Annotated in this window: 14 protein-coding genes; 9 read left to right on the top strand and 5 right to left on the bottom strand. The window is 41.4% G+C overall.

Annotated features, from left to right (window positions below):
- Positions 1–154 precede the first annotated feature (154 nt).
- The gene (locus N475_RS24265) at positions 155–2710 is read left to right on the top strand and encodes a TonB-dependent receptor domain-containing protein (protein ID WP_162269635.1); all 2556 of its coding nucleotides are present in this window, start codon (positions 155–157) and stop codon (positions 2708–2710) included.
- Between the two features lie 285 nt (positions 2711–2995).
- Positions 2996–3562 carry a transporter substrate-binding domain-containing protein gene (locus tag N475_RS24255; RefSeq protein WP_081232500.1) on the top strand — a complete coding sequence of 189 codons (567 nt, stop codon included), beginning with the start codon at positions 2996–2998 and terminating at the stop codon, positions 3560–3562.
- Between the two features lie 50 nt (positions 3563–3612).
- On the opposite strand, the gene N475_RS24250 is transcribed toward N475_RS24255, so the two are convergent.
- Positions 3613–5775 (bottom strand): M3 family metallopeptidase, encoded by a 2163-nt coding sequence (locus N475_RS24250; RefSeq protein WP_063366096.1) that lies wholly within the window; start codon positions 5773–5775, stop codon positions 3613–3615.
- Positions 5776–6177: 402 nt separating this feature from the next.
- Between N475_RS24250 and N475_RS24245 the strand changes: the two genes are divergently transcribed.
- The 4 genes from N475_RS24245 (at position 6178) to N475_RS24230 (ending at position 10958) form a co-directional block, all read left to right on the top strand.
- Positions 6178–8571 (top strand): TonB-dependent receptor, encoded by a 2394-nt coding sequence (locus N475_RS24245; protein WP_063366095.1) that lies wholly within the window; start codon positions 6178–6180, stop codon positions 8569–8571.
- A gap of 308 nt (positions 8572–8879) precedes the next feature.
- On the top strand, positions 8880–9725 hold the full coding sequence (locus N475_RS24240) for a hypothetical protein (RefSeq protein WP_063358596.1): 846 nt from the start codon (positions 8880–8882) through the stop codon (positions 9723–9725).
- Between the two features lie 31 nt (positions 9726–9756).
- Positions 9757–10236: a hypothetical protein gene (locus tag N475_RS24235; protein ID WP_063358595.1), complete on the top strand. Its 480-nt coding sequence runs from the start codon at positions 9757–9759 to the stop codon at positions 10234–10236.
- A gap of 242 nt (positions 10237–10478) precedes the next feature.
- Entirely contained in the window at positions 10479–10958 is a 480-nt protein-coding gene (locus N475_RS24230; protein ID WP_063366094.1) for a hypothetical protein, read from the top strand.
- A gap of 60 nt (positions 10959–11018) precedes the next feature.
- On the opposite strand, the gene N475_RS24225 is transcribed toward N475_RS24230, so the two are convergent.
- The 4 genes from N475_RS24225 to N475_RS24210 form a co-directional block, all read right to left on the bottom strand.
- Positions 11019–11711: a hypothetical protein gene (locus N475_RS24225; protein WP_063358593.1), complete on the bottom strand. Its 693-nt coding sequence runs from the start codon at positions 11709–11711 to the stop codon at positions 11019–11021.
- 184 nt (positions 11712–11895) lie between these two features.
- Positions 11896–14994, bottom strand: coding sequence for an efflux RND transporter permease subunit (locus N475_RS24220; RefSeq protein ID WP_063366093.1), 3099 nt, complete (start codon positions 14992–14994; stop codon positions 11896–11898).
- Positions 14995–15015: 21 nt separating this feature from the next.
- Positions 15016–16101: an efflux RND transporter periplasmic adaptor subunit gene (locus tag N475_RS24215; protein WP_155732627.1), complete on the bottom strand. Its 1086-nt coding sequence runs from the start codon at positions 16099–16101 to the stop codon at positions 15016–15018.
- Between the two features lie 18 nt (positions 16102–16119).
- Positions 16120–16845 carry a TetR/AcrR family transcriptional regulator gene (locus N475_RS24210; RefSeq protein ID WP_063358590.1) on the bottom strand — a complete coding sequence of 242 codons (726 nt, stop codon included), beginning with the start codon at positions 16843–16845 and terminating at the stop codon, positions 16120–16122.
- Between the two features lie 225 nt (positions 16846–17070).
- Between N475_RS24210 and N475_RS24205 the strand changes: the two genes are divergently transcribed.
- From N475_RS24205 to N475_RS24195, 3 genes are all read left to right on the top strand, one after another.
- On the top strand, positions 17071–17298 hold the full coding sequence (locus tag N475_RS24205) for a hypothetical protein (RefSeq protein ID WP_063358589.1): 228 nt from the start codon (positions 17071–17073) through the stop codon (positions 17296–17298).
- A 171-nt stretch (positions 17299–17469) separates the two neighbouring features.
- Positions 17470–18159: a hypothetical protein gene (locus tag N475_RS24200; RefSeq protein WP_063366092.1), complete on the top strand. Its 690-nt coding sequence runs from the start codon at positions 17470–17472 to the stop codon at positions 18157–18159.
- A 68-nt stretch (positions 18160–18227) separates the two neighbouring features.
- Complete coding sequence (locus N475_RS24195) at positions 18228–19022, top strand: siderophore-interacting protein (protein ID WP_063366091.1); 795 nt, start codon at positions 18228–18230, stop codon at positions 19020–19022.
- Positions 19023–19254: the final 232 nt, after the last annotated feature.

Below are 19254 nucleotides of genomic sequence, written 5' to 3'. Positions count from 1 at the left end.
GTTTACGGACCAAAAAGAAGGGAGGAGGCTTAATAATCTTCTATGCTTATACAATGTTAGCGAGTGAGTATGAAAACATACATCACTTATCATATGAGAATATCAAATGTGGGTGTGTAAGGTTTTAAAGTGGGTTGGTTTGAGTGGTGTAATAATGATACTCGGCGGACCCTTTTGTCACGTTCGGGCTGCAAATGAAATTGAAACTATCACCGTAACGGGCTCACGTATAAAACGCTCTGTGCAGTCAGACTCCGCATCTCCTATTACGAGTGTAAACGCCAATATGTTATCTGACATAGGCGCTAATGACATGAGGGATCTTATTGAAATATTGCCTTTCAACACCGGGGCACAAAATAACTCCGACAATTTATCGCAAAATTACACCGTGGGTACTTCTAATGTAAATTTACGAGGATTAGGGGTGTCTTCAACTTTGGTATTGCTCAACGGCAGGCGGCAAGTAACTTCGTCGGTCGTCACTGATCAAGGAGCAAGTTTTGTCGACACTGCTTCACTGATTCCATCTCTGGCAGTTAGGCGAGTTGAAATTTTGCGCGATGGGGCGTCAGCGATTTATGGCTCGGATGCGGTTGCGGGCGTAGTGAACTTTATAAGCCGTGATGATTTGATTGGTTCAGAACTTCAATATGAGTATCGCAAGAGAGTAAGTGAGGGCAGTCAAGACGAAACAAAAATAGATTTTGCCTACGGTGCTGATTTAGGTGAGTCAGGGTATGTTTTGTTTGCCAGCAGCTTTTTAGATCGTACTAGCTTATTGTTAGAAGAAGTAGACTGGGCGCAACCTGCTTTTAGCAGCTTTGGTAATCCCGGCAGTTTTGTCATTCCCTCGTTGGCATCACCGCAAAATCCGCAGGGGTTAACCGTGGCAGATGAACATTGCGCGCAAAATGGGGGAGTTGTTTCTCAAGGCAGTAATAATAATACGTTTTGTTTATTCGACTTTGCACCACAAATTACGGTGGTACCTGATGAACAGAGGTTACAGTTATTTGTTAAAGCTGAATGGACCTGGACGGAGACAGCGAAACTGTGGTTTGAAGCAGGTTATGCTGATAACCATATTTCACGAGAGGTTTCACCTAGTTTTCCAGTGCTCAATGCGCCAACTGTACTGGCATCACATCCAGACAATACATTTTCAGAAGATATTTTTTTTAGAGGCAGGCCTTATGGTTGGGGTAAGCCCACCGAACAAAATTTTTATGAACATCAGACGAAGAGGTTTGCACTAGGCATAGAGGGAGAGGCAAACCAAGATACCTACTGGCAAATTACTTATGTAAATGCCGTCAATGACGCTTTGCTCAACCCCAGGGACGTAATTGCGGATAACTTTCAGTTAGCGTTGCTTGGTTTTGGAGGTATTAATTGCGACAGTGCGCAAGGTCCAGGCGTTGACTCGTGCATTTATTTCAATCCATTTGATCCACTTGACCCAAACAATGAACGATTGCGAGGGTTTATTATTGGAGACTATATTGGCAACCTTGAGTCTAAGCTGCAGGTAATAGAGGGACATATCTCATTTGCAGAAATATTCGAGTTAGGTGATGACTATGTCGATTTGGCAATCGGCGCTCAATATAGAAAGGAGTCCATTGTTCAGCAGTATGACGCTTTGACCCAACAGGATCGTTTTGCATTTCTTATCGGCAACCAAAATGTAGCAGGGTCTCGTGAAGTCAGTGCTATTTTCGCTGAAGCGAGAGTACCTATCTCGTCTATTTTTGAGTTGGGGCTAGCTGCTAGATATGAAGACTATGGCAGTTTGGGTGGTGATACCACGAACCCCAAGATTTCAATGCTGTGGCGGGTTACAAAAAGTCTCTCCATGAGAAGCTCTTATAGTACTTCTTTTAGAGCGCCATCGGTTCATCAACTCAAAGGTGTACAAACGAATTTTGCAAACATCACTGACCCAACAGATGGCTCTACTACATTTGGCGGAAACCGAACGGTTGGTGATGATAGCTTAGTGCCAGAAACATCTACTGCCCTTAATTTTGGCACATCTTTCTCCAGTGAAACGATGAGTCTTGATGTTGATTATTGGCGCTTCACATTTGATGATGTGTTAACCAGAGAAAGTCATCAGGCTGTTGTAAATGCCATGCCAAATGATCCAAGTCGAGTGGTTCGTACTTCAGCAGGCACGATTTCGGTAGTCAATACAAAGTTTATTAATGCCCAAGCGATAGAGACATCGGGTGTCGACTTGGTTGGAATGTACAATGTGAAGACTCGATATGGCCGGTTCATCCCCGAGGTTAGCGCAGCTTATTTGCTGTCTTATGATTTAACCGATGATGTAGGGAATACATCAGATGGTCTTGGTAAACTCAATCGCAATACTGTTGGCAATCCAGCACCAAGATTAAAAGGCAGTGTTGGAGTACGTTGGATAAATGAAGCTCATCAAATCAATGCATTTTTAAGACATGTAGCCAGCTATGAAAATGACGTAAGTGGGCAAAAAATTGATTCGTTCACTACGTTCGATACGCACTATTCATTGCATATGGGTGAGTTATTGAAACCCGATACGCAGTCTACTCTTACGATAGGGATACTGAATATTACCGATGAATCTCCCCCTTATGTTGATATTGCGGGTAGTTATGACCCCAGAACAGGTGATCCCAGAGGCAGAAGAGCGTATATAAAATTTAAGGTCGGGTTTTGACTGCACCAAAGGTAGGTTTAAAAATCAATTAATATGATCAGCTATGGGACGAATGACAATAAGAGGACTTTCAATCCGCTCCTTGTACTAATGCTGGGTGTTTTTTGCATCATCGTAAGTGAGTTCGCGGATGCAAAAACATTGCGCATTGTTACGCTTGAATATCCCCCATATCAATATCTTGAAAACAACACGCCAAAAGGGGTTGGAGTAGAAATTGTAACTGAGGTGTTTAAGCGCTTAAATCAGCCAATCACCATCCAGTTTTTGCCTTGAGGACGAGCGATTAGAGAGCTTCAAAGTGGGCATGCAGATGGTATTTTTACTATTTATTTCTCAAAAACGAGAGAGCGGATCATGCTCTATTCTGAAGAGGTTTTGATTATGCAATCGGTTTCTATATTTACCAAAAAAGACACCGATATTAAGTTGAACGGCAATATTCGAGAGCTCAGTGAGATGCGTGTAGGACTCGTTCGCAATGTAAGTTATGGGCGTCAAATTGACGCAGCAATCAAATCTGGTGTGATTGATCAAATTGTTGAAACGAACTCAGGCACTCAGAGCTTTAAGTTATTATTGGCGGACAGAGTCGATGTGGTAATTAGTAATAAGCTGGGGGGAATGGATATTTTAAGGCGACTAGGTATCCAAAGCACGGTCGTTCCAACTCCTTTGTATGAACTACCAATTCCTAGCTACTTTGCCTTTGCCAAAAATACCAAAGGGAAAAAGCTAAAAATCAAGTTTGATAAAGCGCTTCAAGCAATGAAAGCTGATGGTACCTATGATGCGATTATTAATCAATCTCAAGGTTGCCGAGCAGTGACGTGTTACCAAGTTGGGGATTGAATATTCAGTCTAAGAAAAAGCTGACCTCATGAAGAGGCCAGTCTATTAATTTACAGCTTAGTAGTTTGCAAACCGCGACGTGTTAGCAAAGCATCTGTCGTTGGCGCTTTGCCTCTAAATGCTTTATATGACTCCATAAGCGGTCTCGAGTTACCAACCTCAAGAATGTTTTTACGATAGTGGTCACCTATTTTTCTGTTTAATCCACCCTGAGATTGTACGAAAGCATAAGCATCGGCAGCTAGGATCTCACTCCACATATAGGCATAGTAGCTTGCTGAATATCCACCTCCCATCGAGTGAGAGAAGTATGCGGATTTATAGCGAGGCTGAATGTAAGGCACATATAATCCATGTTTTTTCAGTATATCTTGCTCAAATTGCTCAGCATTTTCTACTTTATTGTTTGGTTTTAGCGAGTGCCATTCCATATCAACGATGGCTGCAGCAACATATTCTAATGTATCAAAACCTTGGTTAAAGCTGCGTGAGCGAACAATTTTATCTAACAAGTCTTTTGGAATTGATTCATTTGTTTTGTAGTGTTTCGCGTAGTTCGAGATCACCGTTGGGTGAATTGCCCAGTCTTCTTCAAATGTAGAGGGGAATTCAACAAAGTCAGTGGATACGGACGTGCCTGCCAACGAAGGATAATTTACATCAGAAAACATGCCATGAATTCCATGGCCTAACTCATGGAACATCGTTTTTACTTCACCGTAGCTCAGTAATGTTGGCTGGCCTTCAGGTGCTTTTACGATGTTCATTACGTTCACAACGACAGGCTTTTGTTCGAGAAGGTGTGTTTGATCGACAAATGAGCTCATCCAAGCTCCGCCGCGTTTGCCTGGGCGTGCAAAGTAATCGGCATAGAATATTGCGAGACTAGTACCGTCATGATCAAACAGTTCATATGCTTTCACATCTGGATGATAGACAGGCAAGTCAGGACGATGTTTAAACTCAACGCCATACAACTCTTTCATTGTGAAGAATAAACCATCTTCCAATACACGGTTAAATTCAAAATATGACTTGACCGTGTTTTCGTCCAAAGCGAATTTGTCTTGGCGCACTAGCTCTGCATAAAACGCCCAGTCCCAAGGTTGAAGTTCAAACTTTTCGCCTTTTTCAGCCATTTTCGCTTTAATTGCTTTGGTTTCAAGTTTTACGTTTGCCATCAATGCATCAGTCATACCTGAGAACATGGAAAATACAGCTTCTGGCGTTTGTGCCATTTGCGCAGACAACCCGTAAGCAGCCCAGCTATCAAAGCCCAGTAAGTTAGCTCGCTGAGCACGGATCTCTGCAAGGCGCTTGATAATAGGCATATTGTTGGTTTCGCCAGACTGTGCACGCTCAGCAGATGCACGCCAAATTCGCTCTCGTAATTCTCTATTTTGGATATTTGCTAAAATAGGCTGACGTGTAGTGTTGGTAATGCTAATTAAATATTTGCCGCCTTTGCCAGCTTGCTTTGCAGCTGCCGCCATCGATTCGATTTGCACATCTGTTAAGCCTTTTAGCTCATTCTTGCTGTCTACTACGACAGCGATATTGCTGGTTTCTTGCAGCAAGTTCTGGCCAAACTGAGTGGTTAGTTGAGAATGTTCTTTATTTAATGCACGGATTTTAGTTTGCTGTGATTCTGTTAACTTTGCGCCTGCACGGATAAAGCGTTTGTAGTACACCTCAACAAGCCTTATAGACTCTGAATCAAGGTTGAGACTATTGCGGTTATTGTGAATTTGTTCAACGCGCTCAAATAATGATTTATTTAAATAAATATTGTCGCTATGTTGAGTGAATAGAGGTGCAAGCTCTTGCTGTAACGCTCTGCGTTCCGGGTTTGAGTCTGTGAGGCTGATGTTCCAAAAATAATTTCCCACACGCGATAGCGTTTCACCGCTTTTTTCCAATGCAACAATGGTATTTTCAAAAGTTACATCTCTTTGTGCAATAATTTTATCAATTTCGGCTAGGTTCTCGCGAATACCATTTTCAAAAGCCGGTTTGATATCGCCATCGTGAATTAAATTAAATTCAGGCGCTTGATACTGCAGTATGCTTTTACGAAGCAAGGGATTATCCAGAGTATTTTTAGCAGTGATCTGCTGCCCCTCTTGACCATTAAGTGGTGCAGAGTTTTGACTGTTACAGCCAGCCACTAATAGAACTGAACTGACGGCCAGTGCAATTGTTGTTTTAATCATAGTTTATTTCCGAGATTCTGTATTGCTGAAATGACAACTCACAAATAACAGCTTTTTTGACTAGCCATTGCCATCTAATGGATTTGCTGGGAAAACCAAACTCACACATTTTGCTTGTTTGTCTTTAAAGGAAAGCAATTACTTGTGATTTGTTGTGATGTTATATTGTAACAAAGTAAAAGCAATTGAATTTCTACGAAAATTTGAAACATTTTATTAAGTGTATGAATTGAAATGAATTAAATATTTATTATTTGACTTTAACTAGAATTGTAATTCATATTTTTTGGTTTTTTGTCAAAAGTTGATTCGCCGCATGGTGCAAAAAACGCGACAAAAAAGCTTGCAAAAACCTCTGTGTTGATATGTTGTATTGTAACAAAACTAACGTATGGGATTATTATGTTTAGACTTTCGCCATTGATGCTTGGCTTGATCGCACCGTTGTCTGTACAAGCTTACGCGCAACAAATTGACGGGCAAATTCAAGATCAAAATGGCGCAGCCATTGCCAATGCAACTATCTCGGTTATGGGAAGCCAACAAGCGGTTAAATCTGACCAAGGTGGTTATTTTACTTTGCAAACCAACAAAAGCGGTGACGTTGAACTACATATCACTGCTTCTGGATTTGCACACCAAAACAAGGTTGTAAAAGCGCAGGCGAATGGTGCTTCCACCATTACAGTAAACTTAAATGCGTCGGTGATGGAAGTGATTGACGTAAAAGCGTCACCATTTCATGCATCGTTAATGGAGTCCTCAATGCCAGTCAGTGTGCTGTCTGGTGATGCGCTAAGGGAACAGCAAGCTGCGACGCTAGGAGACACCTTGTCTAAGCAAGTTGGTGTGCACACTAGCTTTCATGCCAAGGTGGCGAGTACCCCAGTTATTCGAGGTTTAAGTGGCCCACGCGTGCTCATTACACAAAATAGCCTTGATGTGAGTGACGCGTCTCGTGTTGGCCCTGATCACTCAGTGGCATCTGAATCAATTACGGCAACTCAGGTCGAAGTCTTAAGAGGACCGGCAACCTTATTCTATGGCAGTGGCGCAATTGGTGGTGTGGTCAATGTTGTTGATGAGCGAGTGCCGACTAGCAGTGATACCTATGGTGAGTTTTTGGTCGAACGAGCGACGGGAGATGACCAAAAGCTAGCTGCGATTAATCTAAATACAGGTACCGGCAATTTTGCGTTGCATGTTGACGGTTTTTTGAGAGAGTCGAGCGACTATGAAATCCCTGTACCAGCAGAACTTGGCAAAGAGTCTAGTCACTCTGGAGATTATACGGTTGAAAACAGCGCTGAAGACTCTCATGGTGCTACCTTAGGTGCTTCATACTTGTTTGATCAAGGGTACATCGGTGTGTCATATGGAAAAATGGCGAGAGAGTATGGTATTCCCGGACATAGTCATGGTGATGAAGCGCCTGATGTATATGCAGACTTAGATCAAGATCGTTGGCAAGTAATTGGCAAATATAGCTTTGACAATGCGCTTTTAAGTGAAGCAAACTTTCGTGCAGCCTATACCGACTATAAACACAGCGAAGTAGAACACGGTGAAGTCGGGACTATTTTTGCGAATGAAAGTCAGGAAGTACGATTAGATTTAATGCATCAACCGCTAGCAGATTGGCGCGGTGGCCTGAGTGTGCATTACAAGCGAAGTGATTTTTCAGCGCAGGGTGCTGAGGCATTTACGCCACCGTCAGAGAGTACTACATTTGCGCTGGCATTAATGGAAGAGCGTCATTTTGGCGAAGTGTTAGTTCAGTTAGGTGCACGTGTAGAGCGCGTAACATTAGATGCGCCAAATGTATTCTTATCAGGTAGTGATTTGCAAGCAGATGAGCATGGTGACCACGACCACGACCACGGTCTGGTTGTTATAGACAGAAAGTTCGATGTTGATCATGAGTTTACCCCAGTGAGCTTTTCGGCGGGGGCTGTTTGGGACTATCAGCCAGGTTACAATATCGGTGTATCTGTCTCGCGCGCTGAGCGTGCGCCGGCTGCGTCAGAACTGTTTTCATTTGGTCCTCATATAGGCACCGGGACCTATGAAGTAGGTGCGCTATTTAGGCAAAAAGCCGATAGCTTGGCATTTGAGCTGAACCCTGATGATATTGATTTAGAGCGCTCTCATAACTTAGATATTACTTGGCGAAAGCTAGAAGGTGATTTCGGGTTTGTTTTAAATGCGTTTTACAACAAAATCGACAATTACTACTATCAAATCAATACTGGGTTGATGGCTGATGATGGTCACGACCACGACCACGACCACGACCACGACCACGACCACGAGGATCATGGAGAAACTGAGCATGATGATCACGGCCTACCTGTTTATGTATTTAAAACAGGCGATGTGACAACACATGGGTTTGAAGCTGAGCTTGCTTGGCAGGCGACTGACTCACTCAATGCGACGTTTTTTGCAGATTTGGTCCGTGCTCGTTTAAGCAATGGTGAAAATTTACCTATGGTTTCACCAGTGAGGTTTGGTACTAAGTTAAGTTACAACCTCGATAAGTTCACTTTAAACCTAGACGTTGTTCGCTATCAAGAGCAAACGCACATTGCAGCACATGAAACTGTCACGCCGGGGTATACATTAGTTGACGCAAGTCTGAATTACGATTTTTCAGCACTCGGCCAAGACTGGGTATTGTATTTAAAGGGTCATAACCTGACGGACACAGAAGCCCGTGTACACACCTCATTCCTCAAAGACAAAGCGCCTATGCCAGGTCGAAGCTTTGCATTTGGCTTTAGAGGTTACTTCTAGTTTTACTTCTCTCGGGGAGCGCAAGCTCCCTTTTTCTCGCCTTTAACACACTTTCTTCATACTTTAATATAGTGGAAATATTAAGTTGCATTTAATGAGTTAATATTAACTATTATTTTGTTTGTTTTTTTCATTAATACATTTTAAAGTATAAAAAAAGACCTGGTTATGATTCTTAACCTTGAATATGGATTTTTAAATCCGTATTTATGTTTATGATTTGTTTGTTATGTTTAATTTTTTGGGGTTAAGTTTCTACTTGGTTTGTTTTTTGTTTTGCTGGTTTCTTTTTTGAATTGAGGTAAATAATGAAATTTATTGTCGCAGCTTTTATTGCAGGAAGCGCATTTGGTTACGTAGTGGCAATCAACAGCACTGGTAATTCAGAAGAGGCGCTAGAACAAGGATATTCTGAGGGGCATTTAACTGCGAAAATAGCAGAGTTAGAAGTGCAAAATGAAACATTACAAATTCAATTAAACAAAGCTTCATTACTGCACACTAAATCGGGTTTAATCGACCATAGCGTAAGTACAGCAAAAGAAGTAAGAGAACACTTAGATATTAAACAAGAGCAATATGCAGCTGACCTTGAGCCGGATCAGCAGCCTGCGAGCATCGAGGAAGAGCTCAAAGCAATCGATCTGCACCAAATTGTACCTGCCATAATGCGTTTAGAAGCCCAGCTCGACTTAGATACAGCCACGAAAAATACATTGCAATCATTATTGCGAGACAAAGCGGAGCGTGATTATAGCGCTTGGCACGAAAGTCAGGTTGGTTCAGAAAATCGTAGTGAAGCACGCTTACAGGATTTACTTGAACACAGTAATCAGCAATTTAAGCATGCAGTAGAAAATATTCTCTCTGAAGAACAGTTATTGGCTTATTCGGAAATGGAGCGACAGCACTCTGAAGTATTAGTACAACAAAAATTGATGCACTTGGAAAATGCCTTAAAAAGTTTAAACCTAGAAGAATATCAACAAGAAGAAATTTCTCGGTTGGCAAAAGGATTATATCAGTCGGATAAGATTAACCTCGGTGTTATAGGGAGTCCGTACGGTATAGGTAACATTTCGATGAATACAGATAAATTAGAAGAAATAAAATCTGTATTAACCGAAGCTCAACTTCAGAGTTTAATGCTCTGAATTATAATAACAATTCGTAATAAGGAATATCATGAAAACATTACTAGCAATTACTGCTGCTATTACTGCTTTATCAACCATGACTGCCGAGGCAAGACCCAATTGTCCGGGTGGTCAAGGTTACTGGGAAGAAGTCGTAAGAAACGTACGTGTATGTGATACACAAACCGAAACCTACACAGTTACTTTAAAAAACTGTAATTACTCAGGTCACCTATACCTTGGTTTCTTGTGGAACAAGCCTGACTTTCCACTACCCCATACAAGGTACGAAACCGACTCTCGCCGTGGTGTAACATCTTGCCCTGCTTCAATCTATTCATCTGAATCTGAAATTTACTGGTATACAAATAGCAGTGGCTTCCGCACGACTGATTGGGCTACTTATTCTGGTCATTTGTTTAAAAGCTCTGAGCAAACTTACACAGAAGATCGCACGCGTACAGTCGAAACAAACTGCCGCACTGAGCAGCGCGTTACTCGTGTTTTCCGCTGTGGGTTTGAGCCATAAAACCTAGCTGAATGCTTGCTTTCAGGCTTTGGCTTTTATCGCCAAAGCCTGATTTTATGGGTTTGATTATTGGGCGACTCGATGGGCAATTTAGGCAGCTTCGATAGAAAAGGCTTTGAATCTGCTTAATTCAATTTCGATGAATACACATAAGCTCAAAGACATAAAGCCCATATTACTCAAAGCCCAATTTCAGATTTAAATATCCTGAACTATAAAAATAATTCGTAATAAGGAATATCATGAAAACCTTACTAGCAATAACTACTGCTATTGTTGCTTTATCAACTGCGACTGCTGAAGCGAGACCCAATTGCCCAGGTGGTCAAGGTTACTGGGAAGAAATCGTAAGAAACGTACGTGTATGTGATACACATACTGAAAACTACACAGTAACTTTAAAAAACTGTGATTATTCAGGCCACTTAACTCTTGGCTTCTTATTCAATAAACCAGACTTCCCACTTCCTCATATTAAATATCGCACAAGTGCGTCTCGTGGAGTTGAATCTTGTCCGGCGTCTAAATTTGCATCTGAATCAGAAGTTTATTGGTACACAGACCATAATGGCACCCGTTGGATTGGGCATGCTACGTACTCAGGTGTACTTTCAAAAACATCTGAGCAAACTTACACAGAAAATCGCACTCGCACAGTCGAAACAAACTGTCGCACTGAGCAGCGTGTTACGCGTGTATTCCGCTGTGGATTTCAGCCTTAACCTTTAGCTTAAATGCTTTCAATCAGGCATTGGCTGAATGCCGCTGCCTGATTTTTTGCGTTAGCTATTGGCTGCTTGATATGTGATTTCAGCGGTTTCGAGAGAAAAGACCTTACCATTGTCCAGCTCAATTTCGATATAAAAAGTGATGCTGCTGTCTAGCTCTGGGGCGGTATTGAGTATTAAGTTTATAATAAACCCAGCGTGTGCATGCTTATTATGCGTGTTATTCTCTAAATATTCGGTGACCGTAAAATAAGCACGTTTCCCCTCTTCAAATTTATAAAATTGATTGCCTGCACTGGCTTCCGTTACCAAAAATAAATCATTTAAACTGCTACCAGAAGGGTGTTCATCACTGAAATCATAGGCTGATGTAATTGATATGGAGCTAATTTTTTGTTCAACTTTAGGTGGTACAGGAGATAGCGCATATGCTTTGTTGATCAAAGAAAATGGCCCAAAGAGCTTTTGCTTTGCAATGGCTTTTACATACTCTGTCTGGGTATCTAACCCTATTATCACATCGTCAAAAGCCACACTATTACTGCCCGTATACACTGAGCCGCGTGTAACTTTGTCATCGTTAATCCCGGAAGTCCTTGTACGCTGATATACCTGAATATCAAATCCATTTGCGACGATGGTGGTTGTCTCAGTAGGTGGCTCAGGCACGTCAGGGTCATATGAATCGGAGCCGCATGCAATTAACGTAGCTGCAAGTACAATAATTCCTAATATCTTGATATTCAAGTTGAGTTCTCCTTTCACTCGTAATGTCATTACAATGTATTTTACGAGGTGGTGAGTTAGGTACAACTAAATATTTGTTATTTAATGTTACCCGCTATACATTAGAAGTCTTTGAATTTTATATGTAAATAATAGAGTTTAAGTACTGCTGAATAGCTTTCGCCACTCAACAGTACTTGGAGGGTTATATTTGACTTGCGAATTGCGTATCGGTTAGTGCCTGTTCAGACTCCATCTCACCACGGTGATCTTTGGCTAGTTTTTCATAGAGTAATGGCAACACAATTAAAGTGAAAAATGTACCAATTAGCATACCTGCCACTAAAATAATACCAATGCTATTTCTCGCCTCTGCACCTGCGCCAGTAACTAAAACTAGCGGGAAATGACCAAGTACTGTGGCACCTGTTGTCATCAATATAGGGCGTAACCGAGTGGCAGCGGCACCTTTGACTGCATCGAATTTGTTTTTACCTTCGAGTTGTAGATGATTGGCAAACTCCACAATTAAGATACCATTTTTGGCGATTAAACCGATCAAAGTGATTAAGCCTATTTGGCTATAAATATTGACAGTGGTGAGCGACAAAAACGGCAGCATTAATGCGCCTGCCAATGCAAGAGGAGCACAGCCAAGTAGAACAACTAACGGATCTCTAAAGCTATTAAATTGTATCGCTAGCAAGAAATACACGACGATCATGGCAACTAATAGTACTCCTACCATGGTGTTACCTTCTTTACGTAACTGCCTAGATTCACCCGCATAATCGACAGAGTAATGGGTTGGCAAAATTTCAGCAGCAATTTGCTCGATATTGCTCAGGCCTTGTTCTTTGGTAATATGTGGTAGTACACCAGCTAAAATTCGAAATGAGTTTTGCTGATTAAAAGAACCAAGCACCCTTGGGCTAGTAAATGTTTCTAGAGTTGCAAAGGCAGAGATAGGGACAAGGTCACCTTGATCAGTTCTGATTTGCATATTCAAAACTTCTTCTGGGTTGTAGCGCTCTTCGTCTCCCACAATTGGGATAACGCGATACGCCTTGCCATCTTTGTTAAAGTAATTCACAAAGTTATTTGACATCAGAACACTGAGTTGCTCATTTACTTGTGAAAGGCTCAACCCTAAATCTGCGACCAAAGCTCGGTCTATCTTAAGCTCTGCTTGTGGCAGATCTATTTTTAAATCTGTATTTACAAACAGGAAGTTACCGCTTTGATTGGCCTTGGCTATGATCTGATCGGCATACAGTTTCATAGTCTTTGGATCGTCGCTAGATCGCAACACCACTTCAACATCAAATTGGCCAGCAGTTGGAAGCGAAGCCGGTAAAATAGGAAATAAACTCAAACCTGTAACGCTGCCAAGTCGTGCATATAAATCAAATAGCAGGTCATGTACTGAGTTTTCTCGCTCCTCAAATGGCGCTAGCTCTACGCCGCCAAATCCAGCCGCAGCGGTGACAATCTGCCAAGTAAATTGGCCACCTTCAGTGGCATTCATAACGCGCGCAGTGTCATTCATTTTTAATGATGTATAAGCTTGTGAAGATTCAGGTGGTGCTTCAATTACTACCTGAATACTACTTTGATCTTCAATCGGTGCGAGTTCCTTTTGTGACAATAAATAAAACGGAACAGATAGCAGCGAAAACGCAATGGCGACAAAGAGTATTTGAGGGCGTAGCTTGAAAAGTGAGTCAAGTGTTTTAAAGTAAAATGCCTGCAACCTGTCAAAGTAGCTATTGACCGTGCGAGTCAGTTTGCCTTCTTTACCTCCTTCTGGGTTTACATACGCACTCATAATGGGAGAGAGTGTGATCGCAACTAAGCCAGAAATAAGAACCGCTATTGCTAAAGTGAATGCAAACTCACGGAATAAGAACCCTGTAAGCCCAGTTAAGAAGCCAATAGGCGCATATACTGCTGCCAGTGTTAAAGTCATGGCAATAACAGGAACCAAAAGTTGCCTAGAACTAATGAGTGCTGCTTGTAATCTCGGTTTGCCCTCACGCATGTGCCGTGCGACATTTTCTACGACAACAATGGCGTCGTCCACAACGAGCCCAACGGATAACACTATGGCGAGAATAGTAAGTAAGTTCAAAGAGAAACCCATAGCGTAAATTACTGCGATTGCGCCAAGGATAGAAATTGGAATGGTAATGAGCGGTACCATCGCTGTTCTAAAAGATCCCATCATGGCAACAACAACAATGCCCACAAGGAGTACCGTTTCACCTAGGGTAGTAAAGATCTCTTTGATTGAGTCACGCATGTACAAAGTACCGTCATAACCGATAGAGATTTTCATACCATTTGGCAATATTTGATTGATTTCATCCAGCTTGGTGTAAAGCGCATCACCAATATTAATCTCGTTTGCGCCAGGTAGCGCCCACACGGCTAAAAAGACCGTGTCGTGATAATCAAGCCTCGCAGTAACCATGCCTTCAGCTTCGCCAATTTCAACGTTGGCAATAGCGCCGAGTTTTAGTTGGGTACCATCTACTTCTTTGACAACCAAATTTTCAAAATCAGCGACGCTTTTAAGGCTGGTATTTGCCATTACATCGATGCGCTGGCGGTCATTTTCACTATATCCAATCGTGGCAATGGTGTTGTTAGATTGCAAAGCGCTAAATACATCGCTAGCGCTTAAATTGTAAATGGCCAGTTTATCGCTATCGAGCCAAACTCGCATTGCAGGGTTTCTGCCTCCTTCAAGCGTAACTTTTTGCACTCCAGGGATATCTGACATTGAAGGAATCACATTTCTCACTAGGTAGTCACTGACTTCATTTCGTGGTAACTCAGTGGATTCAACATCGAGATAAAATACTGCATAGGGGCTATCAGCACGGACAATCTCAATGGCTGGGTCTTCAGCGCCTGTTGGTAGCTCAAATTTAATCTGGTTTAGCCGAGTCGTAAGCTCTGCTAATGCGTCTGTCGTATTATGGTTTAGATCAAGCCAAGCTGTGACTTTGCTGAGTCCTGATGTGGTGACTGAATCTACATAGTCTACGCCAGGCACTGTTGACGCAACGCGTTCAATAGGCTCGGTTACATAACCTTTTACGACATCTGCAGCCGCGCCGGTGTAAACTGTGTTAATAACCAATGATGCACTTTCGATTTTCGGATACTGCTGGACCGAGATCTGTTTAGCTGCGTTAAGGCCGGCTAAAATAATCAACAACGAGAGTACAATTGCGAGCACTGGCCGATTAACGAAAATATCCATCATTGATGGTTTGTTTTCATGTAAAGCACTCATTACTGGGCTCCATTCTGATCTTCACTCGCTGCGCTTTGCTCTATAGTATACCAGTAGGTTTTCTTTGAGTTTAAACGCCCCCTCACTTGCAATAAATTCGCCGCCATTTAGGCCCGATAAAACAATTTGGCGATCTTGAACTTTGTCACCTAACGTCACCTTGACAGGTTTGGCACGCCAATTTTGCTGCTCGTCTTTCTCTAAAACATACACAAACTCGCCAAAGTGACTACGTGTAATGGCATTGGTTGGCACCATCACTGCTTGTAAGTGCGCGGTAGGAACTAACACCGTTGCCATTTGGTTGTGGCTGTATTTATTGTTTGGATTGGTAAGTAAAGCTCGGTAGCTCTGCTGACGAGAGTTAATATCTAAACTCGGATTTTTCGCAATGACGGTAGCAGTGAGTGTGCTACTTTGCTCTGCCTCGATAAAAGAAACATTAACTGCGCTACCAATTGTTGGTTGCGTTAGTGTTTGTGGAACTTGAAAATCTACCCAGATTGCATCGTCCAAGCCAACTAGAGATGTAATCGCGGTGTTTACATCGATAAACTGACCTGTTTGATATTGGTCTAAACCAGTTTGTCCTGCAAAAGGCGCACGAATCGTTTTCTTAGCAATTAAAGCTTCTAAGTTTTGTACGTCGGCTTCTCCGACAGAAACGTCAGCTTCAGCTTTGTCCACTTCATCAGGACTAATACGCTTTTGCGCAAGCAGTTTTACAACACGTGCATAAGTTGATTTAGCAAGTTTTACGCGTGCTTTTGCCGCTCGTAAATTGGCCTCGTCAATACTTGTGTCTAACTTAAGCAATACTTGCTCAGCTTGCACGATGTCACCTGGGTTAAAGCCGACAAAAGTAACTAAGCCCGAGTACTCATTGCTAACTGTGATTGTTTTTCTTGCGTGTAATTGCCCGACGACTTTCACATAGTTAGTGTGCTGAGCTGGTTCTGCATAGGTACTTTTGACCGAAGCTGATGGCTCAGGGAAAGACTCACCAAATGCAATGGCTGCTTGCACTTGTTTGAATTTTATAAACCCTAGACCAGCGATAACGACTAGGACGATAAAAATGGCACTTAACCACCGTTTAATGTTCATAAGGCCTCCAAAGTATGTTTAGCGCAAGTTAAGCGCAGTAAGTTGTTGCTCAATGTTGATAAGCGATTCATTTGTCAGTGGTTTTTGCCACGGATAACTATTTAATAAACGCACTGAGCTGCGGATGATGGGATGTCCAAGTTCCAGAGGTTGTTGAAGAGAATCTGTGCCCTCTATGATCTGCTTGGTTTGCTGGACGCGTTGAACTTGCTCATAGCCCACTGTCATGGCCCAGCCGCTAATAATAATTTCTTCAATGACTTCTCCAAGATTTGGTACATCTTTGAGCTCACCAGAAGTAATGCCATCAGTGAGTGCTAGCTTGAATGAACTTTCACAGCGACTACTGGCTTCAATGATTTTACCAGTCCAATAATTCGAACCTTTTCGTATTACGGCCTCATTAGTGGCATAGGTTTGTAATTCATAATCAAATTCAAAACATTGCAGTTTTTGTGGAGCAATAAGGCTGATAGCTAAAATTTTCTCAGGTGTACTAATCGGAAGGGCTAATACTTGGTCAAAGATTTTAGACACGTGGACAAATGATTGATAAGCCAGAGCAAGTACTATGTCTTCTTTGCTTTGAACAAACTTGTAAACTGAACCCATCGAAAGACCTGCCACACGGGCGATTTTGGCCATCGTAAAATCTGTAACTGATGACTCATTAATACATTGCTCTGCGGCTTGTAAGATCATTTTTTGCTGAGTTTGCTGATCGTATTTTGGTGCTGGTGCCATGTTTTATTCCATATTCGTAACTTCATGAACTCCATTCGAACATCATTCGAATGTGGTTATTGTAGTCTGATATAAGGAGGTGTCAACTAAAAGTATGGCTTTGACCGGATGGTTTTTGCACATTTCATCCGTAGATAAGAACATTTTTTGATCAAAAATGCTTGTTTGAGGTTTGATTTTTCTTTAATTTTTACTGTGAGCTTACACTTAATAAGGAAAATCATAATGAAGTTAAATAAAAAACATCTAAAAAAATTAACTAATGAAAATGCAGTGGCAAAACAGCAAACACCAATCATTGCTGGTGGTGTTGGTAAAGTTTCGTATGGCGGGTGTACTGCGTCACAGGGAGATTGTGCACCAAATACATACAATGACGGGACGTGTATGAGTCAAAGCCCTGACTTAACGGGCTGCGCTTGCCCAACTACTTCGCCGAATATTTGTAACTAATCGGTCAGTAAATAGGCGTTGAGGATTTAACCTTGACGCCACTTTGAAATAATCTAAAAAAATTATCACCCCGATTTATCATCTTGCTCGTTTATTATATATTGCAATGTTAATAATGATCTCTAAAACATTTACTTGCTTATTCAAAAAAATAGCTATTCAAGGGTTAATATGTTCAAAAATCACTTTTTAATTGGGACTTTAGTTTTATTTTTAGCGGCGTGTCAAACCACTCAACAGCAAAGCCGCCCTGACAATGCAAGTAATTATGAAAAAGACTTAGTTGCACCGCAGCTTGCTGGTGAGTTGATGCTCAAGGACCGAAAAGTATTTGATCAGCCAGAATATGGTATGTCTCTTAAGTACATAGATGAAAATTTCCCTGAAGATTATGTCACTGTTTATATTTACCCAATAGCGAGAGTAAGTTGGGATGATACCCAAGAAGTGGTGTCTGAAGAACTCCAACATGTCATGGCTGAAATTGAATCGTCAAGTAAAATGGGTAAATACAAAAATGTAAAGCCCGAGGCTACTAAAAATGTTGCTTTTGAGTCAAAAGGCAAAGAATTTGTAGGGAAAAAGGCGCAGTTTACAATACAAATGCAAAACAAGGCTGAGTATCACTCAGAGGCTTATGTATTCATCTCAGAGGATAAGTATATAAAGTTTAGGCTGAGCTTTCCTAAACATACTGCCAGAGAAAATACTGGCCTAGATATAGTTAAAGCAATACTGCCAGAAATTACAGTACCCAAAGAATCAGAGTACATGTTTGCCATACGCGAGTCACATAGAAAGAAAATGATTGAGCAATGGATGAAATTGATTATGAAAAGTGCAAAATCTGAAGGTAGCTAGTGCCAGCTATTAAATATTTCTATCTGTGAAACGTATTACTCATAGGTAAAAATAAAAAGGTTTAATGTATGGCAGTTGGTAAATATCGAAAGACACAGGTAATAAGAACAGAGCTCCTTACGCCAAACTTCAAAAGAGTTGTACTTGGTGGCGCAGACTTAGAGCGTTTTCCTTCAGGCTATGAAAGTGGTTATGTAAAGTTACTTTTCACTAAACAAGGCAAAGCACTACGAGAAGAAGAAGCATTTGAGCAGCTCGCGAAAAAGAATATCATGCTGCGTACATACACGGTTAGAGCATTTGATAAATCGTCAGCTGAACTGACCATAGACTTTGCACTTCATACCTCTAAAGGAGGGCTTTCTCCAGCCTCTGATTGGGCAAGCAAAGCAGCCCTTGGCGATGAAATTATCATTGGCGGCCCGGGTGAGACAAAACTCGCTGATCCGAATGCCGCTTGGTATATATTTGCAGGAGACATGACGGCACTGCCAGCGATAAGCTGTAATTTAGAACAGTTGGCACCCACTGCGCAGGGATACGCCATTATTGAAGTCACAAGTGAAGAAGATATTCATCCACTGAAAAAACCTGACAATATGGAAATAATATGGCGGGTTAACACTACGTCTGGCAAAAGCAGCTCATTGCTTGCCGCGATAAAGTCGATTGATTGGTTACCTGAAAAACCATATGTTTGGTGTGCATGTGAATTTGAAACGATGCGTGATATTCGTCGCTTTTTAAAAAGAGAAAAACAGCTAGAAAAACATGACATGTACATTAGCAGTTACTGGAAATATGGACAAACCGAAGATCAACATAAAATCGAAAAAAGAGTGGATGCTGAATTAGAGGGTTAGTTGGACCATATTGTGGCAGTTTTTATATATAAATTCGCCACAACTCTTTGTGTATTATTTATAGCTTACAAGCAACATTCTTCCGTGCTACTCATTGGATAGTGAGTATCAATTGCGAACATACATAATTTATTAAATTCTGAACTTGGTCGATATAATCTTTTATTAATTAAAGATTTTAGAGATGGTTAAGTGTTGTTATTTCTTTATAAAATTATATGAAAATAATCAT

The sequence above is a fragment of the Pseudoalteromonas luteoviolacea DSM 6061 genome (assembly GCF_001625655.1).
GTDB classification, from domain to species: Bacteria; Pseudomonadota; Gammaproteobacteria; order Enterobacterales; family Alteromonadaceae; genus Pseudoalteromonas; species Pseudoalteromonas luteoviolacea.
The sequence above is the reverse complement of the archived record's forward strand: the minus strand, read 5'-3'. Positions and strand labels throughout refer to the sequence as shown.